The sequence below is a fragment of the Qipengyuania nanhaisediminis genome, assembly GCF_900115585.1.
GTDB classification, from domain to species: domain Bacteria; phylum Pseudomonadota; class Alphaproteobacteria; order Sphingomonadales; family Sphingomonadaceae; genus Qipengyuania; species Qipengyuania nanhaisediminis.
Genome location: NZ_FOWZ01000003.1, coordinates 233581 through 248401, shown reverse-complemented (window position 1 = coordinate 248401; position 14821 = coordinate 233581). Strand labels below are relative to the sequence as shown.

Annotated in this window: 15 protein-coding genes; 8 read left to right on the top strand and 7 right to left on the bottom strand. The window is 62.1% G+C overall.

All coding sequences use genetic code 11. The features are described 5' to 3' along the window. The first annotated feature begins 37 nt into the window (after positions 1-37). From BM173_RS10010 to BM173_RS09980, 7 genes are all read left to right on the top strand, one after another. Positions 38-406, top strand: a complete 369-nt coding sequence (locus tag BM173_RS10010; RefSeq protein WP_245755848.1) for a response regulator — start codon at positions 38-40, stop codon at positions 404-406. Between the two features lie 73 nt (positions 407-479). Continuing rightward, complete coding sequence (locus BM173_RS10005) at positions 480-866, top strand: four-helix bundle copper-binding protein (RefSeq protein WP_090480937.1); 387 nt, start codon at positions 480-482, stop codon at positions 864-866. A 37-nt stretch (positions 867-903) separates the two neighbouring features. Further along, entirely contained in the window at positions 904-1350 is a 447-nt protein-coding gene (locus tag BM173_RS10000; RefSeq protein WP_090480934.1) for a lasso peptide biosynthesis B2 protein, read from the top strand. 69 nt (positions 1351-1419) lie between these two features. Next, positions 1420-2595: an acyl-CoA dehydrogenase gene (locus tag BM173_RS09995; protein WP_090481565.1), complete on the top strand. Its 1176-nt coding sequence runs from the start codon at positions 1420-1422 to the stop codon at positions 2593-2595. Between the two features lie 153 nt (positions 2596-2748). Further along, positions 2749-3390: a maleylacetoacetate isomerase gene (gene maiA, locus BM173_RS09990; protein ID WP_090480932.1), complete on the top strand. Its 642-nt coding sequence runs from the start codon at positions 2749-2751 to the stop codon at positions 3388-3390. Between the two features lie 4 nt (positions 3391-3394). After that, positions 3395-4405 (top strand): fumarylacetoacetate hydrolase family protein, encoded by a 1011-nt coding sequence (locus BM173_RS09985; RefSeq protein WP_090480929.1) that lies wholly within the window; start codon positions 3395-3397, stop codon positions 4403-4405. Between the two features lie 71 nt (positions 4406-4476). Next, entirely contained in the window at positions 4477-4977 is a 501-nt protein-coding gene (locus tag BM173_RS09980) for a glycosyltransferase (RefSeq protein WP_090480927.1), read from the top strand. Here the strand turns inward: BM173_RS09980 and BM173_RS09975 are convergent. The 3 genes from BM173_RS09975 to BM173_RS09965 form a co-directional block, all read right to left on the bottom strand. After that, entirely contained in the window at positions 4922-5395 is a 474-nt protein-coding gene (locus BM173_RS09975) for a hypothetical protein (protein ID WP_090480923.1), read from the bottom strand. The genes BM173_RS09980 and BM173_RS09975 overlap by 56 nt on opposite strands. A 102-nt stretch (positions 5396-5497) precedes the next feature. Further along, positions 5498-6661: an acyl-CoA dehydrogenase family protein gene (locus tag BM173_RS09970; RefSeq protein WP_090480920.1), complete on the bottom strand. Its 1164-nt coding sequence runs from the start codon at positions 6659-6661 to the stop codon at positions 5498-5500. Between the two features lie 41 nt (positions 6662-6702). Further along, the gene (locus tag BM173_RS09965) at positions 6703-7464 is read right to left on the bottom strand and encodes a crotonase/enoyl-CoA hydratase family protein (RefSeq protein WP_090480917.1); all 762 of its coding nucleotides are present in this window, start codon (positions 7462-7464) and stop codon (positions 6703-6705) included. Positions 7465-7579: 115 nt separating this feature from the next. Here BM173_RS09965 and BM173_RS09960 point away from each other — a divergent pair, with 115 nt between their 5' ends. Further along, entirely contained in the window at positions 7580-8848 is a 1269-nt protein-coding gene (locus BM173_RS09960) for an acetyl-CoA C-acetyltransferase (protein WP_090480914.1), read from the top strand. Positions 8849-8857: 9 nt separating this feature from the next. Here the strand turns inward: BM173_RS09960 and cysN are convergent, their stop codons facing one another. From cysN to BM173_RS09940, 4 genes are all read right to left on the bottom strand, one after another. Beyond that, entirely contained in the window at positions 8858-10765 is a 1908-nt protein-coding gene (gene cysN, locus BM173_RS09955; protein WP_090480911.1) for a sulfate adenylyltransferase subunit CysN, read from the bottom strand. Beyond that, a complete protein-coding gene (gene cysD, locus BM173_RS09950; protein ID WP_090480908.1) occupies positions 10765-11673 on the bottom strand; it encodes a sulfate adenylyltransferase subunit CysD in 909 nt (302 codons plus the stop codon). Before cysD ends, cysN begins: the two co-directional genes overlap by 1 nt. Positions 11674-11815: 142 nt before the next feature. After that, on the bottom strand, positions 11816-13222 hold the full coding sequence (locus BM173_RS09945; RefSeq protein WP_090480905.1) for an alpha-amylase family glycosyl hydrolase: 1407 nt from the start codon (positions 13220-13222) through the stop codon (positions 11816-11818). After that, positions 13215-14753: an MFS transporter gene (locus BM173_RS09940; protein WP_090480902.1), complete on the bottom strand. Its 1539-nt coding sequence runs from the start codon at positions 14751-14753 to the stop codon at positions 13215-13217. Before BM173_RS09940 ends, BM173_RS09945 begins: the two co-directional genes overlap by 8 nt. Between the last annotated feature and the right edge of the window lie 68 nt (positions 14754-14821).

The window sequence follows — 14821 nt, the reverse complement described above, 5'->3', positions numbered from 1 at the left end:
TTGAGTCCATTGGGTCAGCGCGCGTGAGGAGAGCAGGATGGGACAGCAACAACCACTGCGCATACTAGTTGCCGAGGATGAACTGATCGTCGGCTACGACCTATGCGACACCGTTTCGGAAGCAGGATATCTGGTGGAGGGTCCCTACGACGACCTCTCTTCCGCCATGCTGGCCTATCAGAAAAACAAGCCCGATATCGCGATCCTCGATGTGCAGCTGGGTGACGGCATCGTCTATCCGCTTGCCGAACAGATGATGGCAGAGGACGTGCAGGTCATCTTCCATTCCGGACAGATCACGCCGGCACAGGTTGCCGAACGCTTTCCCAAAGCCACCGCCCTGTCCAAGCCCTGCCCCCCGGCAGAGGTGATCCACTCGGTTCAGCAGGCCGCCGCGCACCACTGACCCCATTGCCGGAACGAAGCGGCTGGCGCTCCATTGCCTTGATTGAAAGCCAAGGCAATTCAAGGAGATCGCTATGTCGCTTCCGTCAATGATCGCAGCCCATCCGCAAGTCGAAAACGAGACCGAGGAACTCGTCCTCGCTGCACGCCATGCCATGCTGTGCTCGCTCTTCTGCACCTCCTGCGCCGATGCCTGCGTGGCAGAGGACATGGATATGGCGCAGTGCATCCGGAACTGCCTCGACTGCGCCGAAGTCTGCGCTGCCACGGCTCGCCTTGCCGTTCGCCGCACGGCCCAGAACATCGATGTCCTTCGCGCCCAGATGGAAGCCTGCATCAAGGCATGCGAGACCTGCGCCGAAGAATGTTCGCAGCATGACAATCCGCATTGCCAGCTCTGCGCCAAGATGTGCCGCGAGTGTACCGAGGACTGCCGCAAGGCGCTGCCCCACGTAAATTGAGGCTTTCCGCCCGAAAACGTGGTAATCTGCCGCGGTAATGCCGAAGCTGCGCACCTTTCTCGCGCTCGACAGCGCCGATCGCCTCGCCACGTTCGAGGCCATGGCCGCGCTGCTTTACGCCAAGGCATTGGTGGCCGGAGTGGCCTCGGGGAGGTGGCATGAACGCTTCGTATCGGTCGGCGCACCGCGCACCGGCACTCCCCAAGGAGCCGAGCTGGAAGTCACGAGACGCACGCGCTTTGCCATCGCGAGGGCGCTTCGCAACGTGCCCGGTTCACCCAACTGCCTGCCCCAAGCACTTGCCGCACGCAGCATGTTGCAGCGTCGCGGTATCGAAGCGGACCTCTTCATCGGAACCCGGCTGGACGGCGCCCAGGAAAACCGCTTCCACGCCTGGCTGAAAGTGGGCGATGAATGGGTGACGGGCCTGTGCGACGAAACCGAATACGCCCTGTTCACCGGTCACGGCGCAGAAGTCGCCTGACTCCCCCTTGCACCGCACAGCGCATGGTGCCATCGGCAATCACGTAACAGAGGAGACTATATGGCCGGCATGGTGCCTTTCGCCTGGGACGACCCCTTCAATCTCGAAGACCAGCTGACCGAGGAAGAGCGGATGATCCGCGACGCCGCGCACGGGTTCGCGCAAAGCGAACTGCAGCCGCGCGTCACGGACGCCTATCGCGAAGAGCTCGATGCGCCCGAACTCTTCCCGCTGATGGGACAGGCCGGTCTGCTCGGCGCGACCGTGCCCGAAGAATACGGCGGCGCCGGTGCGAGCTATGTCGCCTACGGCCTGATCGCCCGCGAGATCGAACGCGTCGACAGCGGTTACCGCTCCATGGCCTCGGTCCAGTCCAGCCTCGTGATGTACCCGATCCATGCCTATGGTTCGGAAGAGCAGAAGAAGAAGTACCTGCCCGGCCTTGCCAGCGGCAAACTGATCGGCTGCTTCGGCCTGACAGAACCCGACGCGGGTTCCGATCCGGGCGGCATGAAGACCGTCGCGAAAAAGGATGGCGACGGCTACAAGATTTCCGGTTCCAAGACCTGGATTTCCAACGCGCCCTTCGCCGACGTTTTCGTCGTCTGGGCGAAGAGCGAGGCGCATGGCGGCGGCATTCGCGGCTTTGTCCTTGAAAAGGGCATGGAAGGTCTTTCCGCTCCCAAGATCGAAGGCAAGCTATCGCTGCGTGCATCGACCACCGGCATGATCGTCATGGACGAGGTCAAGGTCGGCGCCGATGCGCTGCTGCCCGAAGTGCAGGGCCTCAAGGGTCCCTTCGGCTGCCTCAACCGTGCGCGTTACGGCATTAGCTGGGGCGCCATGGGTGCTGCGGAATTCTGCCTCCACGCCGCGCGCCAGTACGGCCTCGACCGCCAGCAGTTCGGCGTGCCGCTTGCCTCCAAGCAGCTTTACCAATTGAAGCTTGCCGACATGATGAGCGAGATTGCGCTCGGCCTGCAGGGATCCCTGCGTGTCGGCCGCCTGATGGACGAGGGCAAGTTCGCCCCCGACATGATCTCGATCGTGAAGCGCAACAACGTCGGCAAGGCGCTCGATATCGCCCGCAAGTCGCGTGACATGCACGGCGGCAACGGCATTTCCGAAGAATATCAGGTGATCCGTCACATGGTGAACCTGGAAACGGTCAACACCTACGAAGGCACGCATGACGTTCATGCGCTGATCCTTGGCCGCGCCATCACGGGGATCGCCGCTTTCTGATGTGCTTTCCTACTTTCAGGAACACGGGCATCAGGTTCGTATGAACCGCTCCGAACCCGTCCTGTGCCCCGGTTTCGACGGGTTTGGCGGGTCCCGCGTTTATTTCGCCTGGACCGTGTTCCACATGTTCCACTCTGTAGGAGACGCCGCATGATGAAGCTGCACGGTTACTACCGCTCCTCGACGAGCTACCGCCTGCGCATCGCGCTGGAGCTGAAGGGTCTGGAGTATGAATACGTCCCGGTGAACCTGCTCACCTCGGAACAGAAGGGCGAAGCCTTCACCAGCCGCAATCCCTTCGGATCGGTGCCGCTGCTGGAAGCAGACGGCAAGGATCGGGTCCAATCGATGGCGCAGCTGGAATGGCTCGACGACGCCTATCCCGAACAGCCGCTGCTGCCTTCCGATATCGAAGACCGCTACGTCGCGCGCGAACTCGCATATGCGATTGCGACAGAGTTGCATGCGCCGCTGAACCTGCCGGTACTCAAGTACCTCGCCAATGAATACGGCAAGTCGCAGGACGAGATCGGCGTATGGTATCGCCACTGGCTCGCGCGCACGCTCGACCCGCTCGAAGCGCGGCTCGCGCAATTGGACACGGGCGACTTCCTGTTCGACGCGCCCGGCTTCTTCGAAGTCTGCCTGCTGCCGCAGGTCTACAACGCGCAGCGGTTCGGCTTCCACTTCAGCGACAAGCCCCGCATCACCCGGATCGAACAGGCCTGCCTGGCCCTGCCCGCTTTCCAGCGCGCCCATCCGGACAACCAAATCGACAATCCAGAGAGGAAATGACCCCATGAAGCTCGCCACACTCAAGGACGGAACCCGCGACGGCAAGCTGGTGGTCGTATCGAAAGACCTCACCCGCTACTGCGCCGCCGACAACATCGCGCCCACCATGCAGGCCGCGCTCGACAATTGGGACGAGATCGCGCCGAAGCTGAATGCGCTTTACACCGATGTCGAGCACCAGACCGTGCCGTGCGAACGCTTCCACGAACGCGAGGCGCATTCGCCCCTGCCGCGTGCTTACCAGTGGGCAGACGGCTCGGCCTATATCAACCACGTCGAACTGGTGCGTAAGGCGCGCGGCGCGGAAGTGCCGGAGAGCTTCTACCACGACCCCCTGATGTACCAGGGCGGCAGCGACAAGTTCCTCGCCCCGCGCGACGACATCCCGCTCAAGGACACCAAGTGGGGCTGCGATATGGAAGGCGAAATCGCGGTCATCACCGATGACGTGCCGATGGGCGTCTCGAGCGAAGAGGCGGCGGACCACATTAAGCTGGTCATGCTGGTGAACGACGTGTCGCTACGCGGTCTGATCCCGGGCGAACTGGCAAAGGGCTTCGGCTTCTTCCAGTCCAAGCCGGCGAGCGCCTTCAGCCCCGTTGCCGTCACTCCCGACGAGCTTGGCGATGCGTGGAAAGGCAGCGTCATCCACCTGCCGTTGATGGTCGATTACAACGGCGAACCCTTCGGCCGCGCCAATGCGGGCGTCGATGCAACTTTCAGCCTCGCGGACCTGGTGGCCCATGCCGCCAAGACGCGCGATCTGGGTGCGGGCACGATCATCGGATCGGGCACGGTCTCCAACCAGGGCCCCGATGGCGATCCGGGCAAGCCTGTTTCCGAAGGCGGCCTCGGCTATAGCTGCATCGCGGAAATCCGCATGATCGAAACGATTGCCGATGGTGAGGCCAAGACGCGGTTCATGGCGCCCGGCGATACGGTCCGCGTGGAAATGAAGGACGCGGAAGGCCACTCGATCTTCGGCGCTATCGAACAGAAGGTCGTCGAGGCCTGAGCAACCCCTCCCCCCTCGCGGGCAAGCGGGTCGGCCTGCTGTCCTCGTGGGTCTCCCGCCGCAACGGCGGCGTGTTCGAAGCCGTAGTCGCGCAGGCAGAGATGCTGCGCAGCCTCGGCGCCCTGCCCGTCGTGCTGGGTGTCGAGGACGAGGCCGCAGCACAGGACGCCTGGCGTCTCGAAGGTATCGAGCGGCATCTGGCCACGCCCCGGGGCCCTGCTGCGCTTGCCTATGCGCCCGGATTGCGGGCTTTGCTCGATGCCGCGAAGCTGGACCTGCTCCACCTTCACGGCATCTGGCAATATCCGGTGAAGGCAGCGGGCGACTGGGCGCGGAGAACGGGCAAACCGCTGGTGGTAAGCCCCCACGGCATGCTCGATCCTTGGATTACTTCGCGCAACGCCTGGAAAAAGCATCTCGCCCGGTTGCTGTGGGAAGACGCCGCCCTGAACCAGGCATCGCTGTTCCATGCCCTCACGCAGGGCGAAGCGGCGGATATCGAACGGCAGCAGCCCGCTACCCCGCGCGTCGTGATCCCGAACGCCGCTCCAGGGCAAGGCAAGCTACTGTAAGAATGATTGTTCGCCGATCGTGCGGCGGCAGTTTTGCAGTCGCCCACATGGTTGCAACGGCAGGGACCAGCGCAAGCAGACCGGCTAAGGTTCTCGAAGGACTGACGCTGATCGTTTGCCAGGTTGCGGCTCCGCCGAAGAGGGAGAGCGACGCGGTTTCCAGTTCGCGACCGGGCAAAGCCTGCCAGAGTCCCGGTGGCCAAGGTACCAGTTGCAACAGCGGTAGGCCAATCAGGATACCGCCAAGCCAGACAAGCTCGCGCGGAACGGGCAGCAAGGGTTCGTCATGCCTGCCGGGCGCCCACCACACCCAGCCGATCAGCGCAGCGACGAAACCCAGCTGGACAATGATTTCCGCCTTCGGGCTCGGCGAACCGCCCCCGCCGAATATCATCGCGACGGCGACGAATGCCGCCATCAGCAAGCCGTATCGCGATATCGGTCTGGCCTTTCTTCTGCGCAAGCGTCCGCTCCCCGTCAGGCTTGGTAACGGCCTAGCCCGAGCGGGGAGGGGAAGGAACTACATGGAGCGGGCAATCACCATCTTCATGACTTCGTTCGAACCGCCGAAAATGCGGGTGATACGGCTGTCGCGGTACATGCGGGCGATCGGGTAATCGTTAATATAGCCGGCACCGCCGTGGAATTGCAGGCACTTGTCGACCACTTCGCCCTGCAGTTCGGTGACCCAGTACTTCGCCATGCAGGCCGTATCGACGCTGAGTTCGCGCTGGAGGTGCTTTTCGATGCAGTCGTTGACGAAGACCCGCGCCGCGGTCGCCCGCGCCTTCAGGTCAGCCATGACGAATTGCGTGTTCTGGAAATCCCAGATGGTCTGGCCGAAAGCCTTGCGCGACTTGACGAATTCCATCGTCGTCTCGAGCGCTTTCTCGATTCCTGTCATGGCGCCCATGGCGATGATCAGGCGCTCTTGCGGCAATTCGCCCATGAGCTGGTAGAAGCCCTTGCCCTCTTCACCGCCGAGCACGTTTTCGGCCGGGACGAAGACATCGTCGAAGAACAGCTCCGAGGTATCCGCAGCATCCATGCCGATCTTGTCGAGCTTCTTGCCGCGCTGGAACCCTTCGGCGCCTTCCGTCTCGAGCAGCATGAGCGAAATGCCCTTGGCGCGCTCGTTCGGGTCGGTCTTGGCGACAACGATGATGAAATCGGCAGTCTGACCGTTGGAGATATAGGTCTTGGCGCCGTTGATGCGGTAGCCGTTGCCGTCCTTCAGTGCCGTGGTGGTAATGCTCTGCAGGTCGGAGCCGACGCCCGGTTCCGTCATCGCAATCGCGCTCACCAGCTCGCCGGTGACGAGCTTGGGCAGGTACTTCTTCTTCTGCTCTTCGGTGCCGTGGCGCACGAGGTAAGGCAGGATGACGGTGTTGTGCAGGCTGGCAGCGAAGCCTTCGACGCCGTGCTTCGCCTGCTGGTCGATGACCACCATCTCGTGCCGGAAATCGCCGCCGTGGCCGCCATATTCCTCCGGCACAGATACGCCGAGAAGGCCCGCCTCACCCGCTTCACGCCAGAAATCGCGTTCGACCTGGCCTTCTTCGCGCCACTTGAGGATGCGTTTTTCGGGGGCATGCTGCTGGTAGAACTTTCCGACGGCGTCGGCGAAGATCGAGATCTCCTCGTCTTCCATGAATTCCGGCTGCGGTACGTCGATGACGGGCATTGATGGGGTTCCTCTCGATTATCCTCTTGTCGGTACGGGGCTTATTTGCCCTTCCAGTTCGGCTTGCGCTTTTCGGCAAAGGCGGCCGCGCCTTCGCGCGCGTCTTCGGACACGAAGACAGGGCCGATCAGCTGGGCTTGCTTGTCATAGCGTTCATCCATCGCCCAGCCGCGCGATTCCTTCATGATCTGCTTCGATACGCGAACCGCCAGCGGTCCGTTTTCCGCGATCTTGGCAGCAAGTTCCTTCGCCCCGTCGAGAGCGGAGCCATCGGTCACACGGTTGATGAAGCCAAGCTCGTACGCCCGTTCCGAGCCGATGAAGTCACCGGTCAGCGCCAGCTCCATGGCGACCCGTTCCGGGATCTGGTCGGGCAGCATCATGACGCCGCCTGCCGCAGCCACAAGGCCGCGCTTGGCTTCGGGAATGCCGAACTTCGCATCCTTGTGCGCAACCACCAGGTCGCAGGCGATCATCAGTTCGAGCCCGCCTGCCAGCGCGTAACCTTCGACTGCGGCGATCAGCGGCTTCTTCGGGGGAGCCTGGACGATACCGCCGAAACCGCGCCCTTCGATGCTAGGCGATTCGCCGCGCAGGAAGCCCTTGAGGTCCATGCCCGAACAGAAGGTGCCGCCTGCACCGGTCAGGATTCCGACGCGCAGGTCGTCTTCCGCATCGAGCCGGTCCATCGCTGCGGCAATCCCTTCGGCCGCGGCCTTCGTCATCGCATTCTTCGCTTCGGGGCGGTTGATCGTGACGATCAGGACACCGTTGTCCACTTCGGTCAGGACTTCTTCCGACATGCTCGCTCTCTCCATTGCAAATAGAAACTGTTCTTGCGCCCTTGCTGCGGGAGGTTTACGCAAACGTCAACCGGCAAAAGCCGCAAGATTCGACAAGCCGAGAGAGGAACACGCCATGTCCGAAGCCTATATCATCGACGCCGTCCGCACCCCGCGCGGGATCGGCAAGCAGGGCAAGGGCGCGCTGGCGGCAATGCATCCGCAGCACCTCGCCGCGACCTGTCTCAAGGCGATCAAGGACCGCAACGATCTCGACACCGCGACCGTGGACGACGTGATCTGGTCGGTCAGCACGCAGGACGGAATGCAGGCGGGCGACCTTGGCCGCATGGCTGCGCTCGATGCAGGCTATGACATCACCTCGTCAGGCACGACGCTAGACCGGTTCTGCGGCGGCGGCATCACCAGCGTCGCCCTCGCCGCAGCCCAAGTGATGAGCGGCATGGAAGACTGCGTCGTGGCAGGCGGCACCGAGATGATGAGCCTGACCGCCGCCATGTCGAAGGAAAAGATGGCCGCCGGAATGCGCCCGCCGATGATGGGCAGCTATAACGAGCGCCTGATGCGCAAGCACCCGCAGAGCCACCAGGGCGTGTGCGGCGATGCCATCGCGACGATGGAAGGCTTTACCCGCGAAGAGCTGGACGAAGTCGGCTATCGCAGCCAGCAGCGCGCCGCTGCAGCGATCGAGGAAGGCCGTTTCGACAAGTCGGTCGTGCCGGTCCTCGACGATGACGGCAATGTGGTGCTCGACAAGGAAGAATATCCCCGCCCCCAGACCACAAGAGAAGGTCTTGCCGAACTGGAGCCCGCCTTCGCGAAGATCGCCAACGTCCCGCTCGACAAGAACGGCACGACTTTCGCCGGTCTCGTGAATGCCAAATATCCCGACCTTCAAATCAAGCACTTCCACCACGCAGGCAACAGCTCGGGCGTGGTCGACGGTGCGGCAGCCGTGCTGGTTACCAGCAAGGAATATGCGCAGAAGCACGGTCTGAAGCCGCGCGCTCGTATCGTTGCGACCGCCAACATGGGCGACGATCCCACGCTGATGCTCAATGCACCTGTCCCGGCCGCCAAGAAGGTACTCGAAAAGGCGGGCCTGACCAAAGACGACATCGATCTTTACGAGATCAACGAGGCTTTCGCCGTCGTGGCGGCAAAGTTCGTGCGCGACCTCGACCTCGATTGGGACAAGGTCAATGTGAACGGCGGCTCGATCGCGCTTGGTCACCCCATCGGTGCAACCGGGTCCATCCTGATCGGCACGATGGTCGACGAACTGGAGCGCCAGGACAAGCGCTATGGCCTCGTCACCATGTGCGCGGCAGGCGGCATGGCTCCGGCAATCGTGATTGAGCGGGTCGACGATTTCGTCGACTGATCGTGTCGGTCACTTCAGCGGCAAAATCTTCGAAATCACGTAATCCGCGGCTTCTTCGGGGCTCATTGCCACGGTGTTGACGCGGATTTCGGGATCTTCCGGTTCCTCGTAAGGACTGTCGATGCCGGTGAAGTTCTTGAGCTTGCCCTCTCGCGCCTTCTTGTAGAGGCCCTTCACATCGCGAGCCTCCGCCACTTCGAGCGGGGTATCGACGTGGATCTCGATGAACTCGCCCTCGCCCATCATGTCGCGCACCAGCTGGCGGTCCGCACGGAACGGCGAGATGAAGGCGGTCAGCACGATGAGGCCCGCATCGGTCATCAGCTTCGCCACTTCCCCGATGCGGCGGATATTCTCGATCCGGTCGCTTTCGGTAAAGCCGAGGTCCTTGTTGAGCCCGTGACGGACATTGTCGCCATCCAGCAGGAAGGTGTGGCGGTTCATCAGCGCCAGCTTCTTCTCGACTTCGTTGGCGATGGTCGATTTGCCCGAGCCGGACAGACCGGTGAACCATAATACGCGGGGCCGCTGGTTCTTCATCGCGGCGTGATCGTCACGCGTGATGTCGGTCGCCTGCCAGTGCACATTCTGTGCGCGGCGCAGGCTGAAATGCAGCATGCCCGCGCCAACGGTGCGATTGGTGATCTTGTCGATCAGGATGAAGCCGCCGAGCGCGCGGTTGTCGGCATAGGCTTCGAACACGATCTGCTTGTCGGTGGTGATCTCGCTCACGCCGATTGCGTTGAGTTCAAGCGTCTTGGCAGCAAGGTGCTGCATCGTGTTGACGTTGATCTCGTATTTCGGCTCGGCAACGGTCACGCTGACCGTCTGCGTGCCGATCTTCATCCAGTACGCACGGCCGACGACGAGCGGATCCTCGTCCATCCAGACGATCGTGCTTTCGAACTGGTCGGCCACTTCGGGCGGGTTGTCGGCCGCGGCCAGAACATCGCCGCGCGAGCAGTCGATTTCATCTTCGAGCGTGATGGTGACAGATTGGCCGGCAACGCCCTGTTCGAGTTCGCCCTCCATCGTCACGACCGATTTGACCGTGCTGGTCTTGCCCGAAGGGAGCGATCGCACCAGGTCGCCCGGTTTGACGCTGCCCGTCGAAATCAGGCCCGAGAACCCGCGAAAATCGAGATTCGGACGATTGACCCATTGCACCGGCATGCTGAACGGCTTGTCGAGGTTCGCATCGGAACGGACCTCCACCGCTTCAAGGTGCTCCATCAACGTGGGACCATCGTACCAAGCCGTATTTTCCGACTTCGTGGTGATGTTGTCGCCCGCAAGGCCCGAGATCGGAATCGCAGTGAAGCTCTCGATGCCGATGCTCTTTGCGAACTCTTCGTAGTCGGCGATGATCGCGTCGTACTTTTCCTGATCGTAGTCGATCAGGTCCATCTTGTTGACGGCGAGGACGAGGTTCTTGATGCCGAGCTGGTGGCACAGGAAGCTGTGGCGCTTGGTCTGGACCAGCACGCCCTTGCGCGCATCGATGAGAATACAGGCAAGATCGGCGGTCGATGCACCGGTCACCATGTTGCGCGTGTACTGCTCGTGACCCGGACAATCGGCGACGATGAACTTGCGGCTCTCGGTCGCAAAAAAGCGATAGGCGACGTCGATAGTGATGCCCTGCTCGCGCTCGGCGGCAAGACCATCGACCAGCAGCGCGAAATCGATATCCTGGCCCTGCGTCCCGACGCGCTTGCTATCGCTTTCCAGCGCCGCAAGCTGGTCCTCGAAAATCATCTTGGAATCGTAAAGCAGGCGCCCAATCAGGGTCGACTTGCCATCGTCCACGCTGCCGCAGGTGATGAAGCGCAGCATCGTCTTGTGCTGATGCTTGTCGAGATAGGCCTCGATGTCTTCGGCAATCAGCGCGTCGGTCTTGTAGGTATCAGAGGACATCAGAAATAGCCCTCCTGCTTCTTCTTCTCCATCGACGCGTCACCTGAATCCTTGTCGATCACCCGACCCTGCCGCTCCGACGTGGTCGTCAGCAGCATCTCCTGGATGATCTCGGGAAGTGTCGCCGCCTCGCTTTCGACCGCACCGGTCAGCGGGAAGCAACCCAGCGTGCGGAAACGGATCGATCGTTCGGTGATCTCAGGGCGCTTGCCCATGACCTTTTCCAGCCGTTCGATATCGTCGGCCATGAACAGGCCGCCTTCATATTCGAAGGTCGGGCGCTTGGCGGAATAGTAGAGCGGGACGATCTCGATATTTTCGAGATGGATGTACTGCCAGATGTCGAGCTCGGTCCAGTTGGAGAGCGGGAAGACGCGGATGCTCTCACCCTTCTTCTTGCGGGCGTTGTAGAGGTTCCACAGCTCGGGACGCTGGCTCTTGGGGTCCCAGCCGTGGCTGGCCGTCCGGAAGGAGAAGATACGCTCCTTCGCGCGGCTCTTTTCCTCGTCGCGACGTGCCCCGCCGAAAGCCGCATCGAAACGGTATTTGTCGAGCGCCTGCTTCAGCCCCTGCGTCTTCCACATATCGGTGTGGAGCGGGCCGTGGTCGAAGGGGTTGATACCCATCTCCTCGGCTTCGGGGTTGCGGTGCACCAGCAGTTCCATGCCCGCTTCCTGCGCACTGCGTTCGCGCAGATCGTACATATCCTTGAACTTCCAGGTCGTATCGACGTGAAGCAGCGGAAAGGGCGGCGGCGACGGGTAGAAAGCCTTCTTCGCAAGGTGCAGCATCACCGCGCTGTCCTTGCCGATCGAATACAGCATAACGGGTTTGTCCGCCTCGGCCACCACTTCGCGCATGATGTGGATGCTTTCGGCTTCGAGCCGCTGGAGGTGGGTAAGGGTCATCGACGGTCGGGCCCGGACTTTGCAAATTCTCTATCGGCGAGGCTCCGAGATGGCCAGAACCCTGCGATCCCGCAAGCGCCATTTGGTCGCGTGCAGGATAGGATTGTTTGCAAGCCGGAAACGGCGAGAGTGACCGAACCGCCTAATTCACGCCCGAAGACAGCAGTCGAAATCCCCACGCAGGCACTTCCACGATGGCGCCAGCTTCAAGCTCCACCCCTTCCTCGCCGCGGAATTCATCGTAGGTCCCGGCAGCCAGCCCGTCGGAAAGCGTCGCCGTCACTGGCGAGCCGGAGAAATTGAACAGTCCGACGACCTTGTTGCCTTCCTCTTGCCGCACCCAACCGAACAATTGTTGCGGCTTGTCGGTCACAACTTGTTGCATCCGCGCGCCCCATTGCCCGTTCTCCAGTGCGGGATTGGCTTTGCGAAAGGCGATCAGCTCAGCGAGCAGGTCTCCGTACGTGCAAGCCGGGTCCTGCTGCCAGTCGATCGGGTCGCGCTCGAAAAACTCGAGCCGCTTGGCATTGCAGGCTTCCATCCCGTTATGGATCAGGGGCAAGCCTTCGCCGGTGAAAGACAGGGCGGTCATCGCCTCGAGCGCGGCGCCATAATTCTCTTCCATCGTGCCTTCCCACGCATTGCTGTCGTGGTTCTCGATGTAAGTCATGCGCATGGCCGAGCGCGGCCACAGGCTCTCGTTCTCGGCGTAATAGCCATAGAAGCTGGTCGCATTGCCCTTGCCCTGCGCCACGTTCTTGGTGGTGTTGTGCCAGTCCCACGCATAGGTCGCATCGAAAGCCTTGTGGTGCCACGCAGTCTGCTGGACCTCGCCGAGCATGAAGACCGGCTTGATTGCCTCGAGACGCGCACGCGCGGTCTCCCAGAAGTCGAGCGGGACATAGCCCGCAACGTCGGCGCGGTATCCATCGACGCCGAATTCGCGCACCCAATATTCCATCGCCCCGCCAACGTGCTCGCGCACGCCCGGCTGCGACCAATCGAGGTCGATGACGTCGGACCAGTCCCACCACGGGGTCGGGCGGAAATCGCCGTCCCAGGTCTTCTCGTACCAGTCGGGATGCTCGCTGCGCAGGGCGTTATCCCACGCCGTGTGATTGGCGACGAGGTCGAGGATCACCTTGAAACCCTGTTCGTGCGCGGCATCGACGAAGGCGCGGAATTCCTCCTCCGTGCCGAATTCCGGGTTCACTGCGTAATAGTCCTGCACCGAATAGGGGCTACCCAGAGTGCCTTTGCGGTTCTCCTCCCCGATCGGGTGGATCGGCATGAGCCACAATATGTCGACGCCCAGTTCCTTCAGGCGCGGCAACTGCTCCTGCGCGGCGGCGAAAGTGCCGTCCTTGGTGAAATGACGGGTGTTGATCTGGTACAGGACCGCATCGCCCGACCATTCGGGATGCTCGATCGTGACGGTCTCTCGCGGCTCCCATGTATCGCCGGCAGGCTCCTCGGGCGTGCCCGACATCGCATAGGCGCCGCCCGCGACGAGAGCTGCTGCGGCTGCTCCGAGAATGAGCTTACGCATTGGTCGTCTCCCCGGGCACGGACACCCTCAGCATGGCGAGTGCCGCCACCGTCCAACTCGCAGCGGCGAACAGCATCGTCCAGATCGGATCGGCCGGGAAGAAAGCGTTCATCACGCTGCCCATGACCGTCGCCACCAGCAATTGCGGCACCACGATGAAGATGTTGAACAGCCCCATGTAAATGCCGAGCTTGGCCTGCGGCAGGCTGCTGGCGAGGATGGCGTAAGGCATGGCAAGGATCGACGCCCAGGCGATCCCTTTCAGGACCTCGCAAACGATCAGCAGGTTGGGGTTGCGAAGGAAGAAATAGCCGAGGAAACCGAGCGCGCCCAGAAGCAGGCAGGTCATATGCGTGCGCGCCTTGCCGATACGCTTGGACAACAGTGGGAGGACTGCCAGCGCCGCAACCGCCGCCACGGCGTTCTGCACGGTGTAAATCAGGTTCCACCAGTTCGCACCCTCGTTATAGGCCACGGTGGTCGGATCGGCGCTACCGAAGAAATATTGCGAGACGATCGGTCCGGAATAGATCCACATGATGAAAAGGGACGACCAGCTGAAAAACTGGACCACGGCCAGTTTCTTCATCGTGTCCGGCATGCCGGAAAAATCGCCGACGATGCTGGACAGCATATTCGCGTGCTTGCCCTGCTTGGCCATCGAGATACCGATCGCGCTGAGCAGACCGTAAGCGACGAGCAAGCCGCCCAGGAGCAGGATTTCCTTCTCCAGACCGAGCGGCGAGACCGCAAGGATGACCGCACCGCCAGCGATTAGCCAAATGGCTGCCGAGGTGTAGGTTTTCGCAGCGAGGGCACGCACGCTCTGGCTTGCTTCGACCTCGCGCTCGGCCTCGAATGCGGCCATTTCCTCCGGGCTGTATTCCTTCGTCGAAACGACGGTCCATCCGATCGCCGCGAACAGGGCGGCGGCACCGGCCCAGAAGCTCCACCTGACGGTATCGGGGATCTCGCCTGCAGGTGCGACATTGCTGACGCCGAATTGCTCGAGCAGCCAAGGGAAGATGGCCGCGACCACCGCGCCCGCCCCGATAAACGCCGTCTGCACCGCATAGCCCGTGGCGTGTTGCGACTTGTCGAGCATATCGCCGACAAACGCGCGGAAGGGCTCCATCGAGATGTTGAGGCTGGCGTCGAGCACCCACAGCAAGGCCGCCGCAAACAGCAGCGGCGCGCCGAAGGCAGGCGCGAGCGGCATGAGCAGCAACGACAGCGCAGCCAGGATCGCGCCGGTCATGAAATAGGGCCGCCGCCGCCCGAAACGGTTCCAGGTCTTGTCCGACAGGTGGCCGATGATCGGCTGTACGATCAGGCCGGTGAGCGGTGCGGCAACCCACAAGGCGGGTAGATCGTCGAGCGATGCCCCCACGGTCTGGAAGATCCGGCTCATGTTGGAGTTCTGAAGCACGAACCCGATCTGGATGCCGAAAAAGCCGAAACTGATATTGGCGAGCTGTCCCCAGCCCATCTGCGGCTTGCGCGTCGGTAGTGGTGCGGCCGAAGTCGCCATCGTACATTCCTCTCCCCGGCCGGACTTGGTGCCCGGTCACGCTGCGATGGCTCGCACGAAGTAGGCCC

What these genes read in the sequence shown, in the direction of transcription:
- BM173_RS09945 (WP_090480905.1), bottom strand. Translation starts at nt 13,222, where the DNA reads ATGCGTAAGCTCATTCTCGGAGCAGCCGCAGCAGCTCTCGTCGCGGGC.
- BM173_RS10005 (WP_090480937.1), top strand. Translation starts at nt 480, where the DNA reads ATGTCGCTTCCGTCAATGATCGCAGCCCATCCGCAAGTCGAAAACGAG.
- maiA (WP_090480932.1), top strand. Translation starts at nt 2,749, where the DNA reads ATGAAGCTGCACGGTTACTACCGCTCCTCGACGAGCTACCGCCTGCGC.
- BM173_RS09970 (WP_090480920.1), bottom strand. Translation starts at nt 6,661, where the DNA reads ATGCCCGTCATCGACGTACCGCAGCCGGAATTCATGGAAGACGAGGAG.
- BM173_RS09960 (WP_090480914.1), top strand. Translation starts at nt 7,580, where the DNA reads ATGTCCGAAGCCTATATCATCGACGCCGTCCGCACCCCGCGCGGGATC.
- cysN (WP_090480911.1), bottom strand. Translation starts at nt 10,765, where the DNA reads ATGTCCTCTGATACCTACAAGACCGACGCGCTGATTGCCGAAGACATC.
- BM173_RS09995 (WP_090481565.1), top strand. Translation starts at nt 1,420, where the DNA reads ATGGTGCCTTTCGCCTGGGACGACCCCTTCAATCTCGAAGACCAGCTG.
- BM173_RS09985 (WP_090480929.1), top strand. Translation starts at nt 3,395, where the DNA reads ATGAAGCTCGCCACACTCAAGGACGGAACCCGCGACGGCAAGCTGGTG.
- BM173_RS09940 (WP_090480902.1), bottom strand. Translation starts at nt 14,753, where the DNA reads ATGGCGACTTCGGCCGCACCACTACCGACGCGCAAGCCGCAGATGGGC.
- BM173_RS09975 (WP_090480923.1), bottom strand. Translation starts at nt 5,395, where the DNA reads ATGGCGGCATTCGTCGCCGTCGCGATGATATTCGGCGGGGGCGGTTCG.
- BM173_RS09965 (WP_090480917.1), bottom strand. Translation starts at nt 7,464, where the DNA reads ATGTCGGAAGAAGTCCTGACCGAAGTGGACAACGGTGTCCTGATCGTC.
- cysD (WP_090480908.1), bottom strand. Translation starts at nt 11,673, where the DNA reads ATGACCCTTACCCACCTCCAGCGGCTCGAAGCCGAAAGCATCCACATC.
- BM173_RS10000 (WP_090480934.1), top strand. Translation starts at nt 904, where the DNA reads ATGCCGAAGCTGCGCACCTTTCTCGCGCTCGACAGCGCCGATCGCCTC.
- BM173_RS10010 (WP_245755848.1), top strand. Translation starts at nt 38, where the DNA reads ATGGGACAGCAACAACCACTGCGCATACTAGTTGCCGAGGATGAACTG.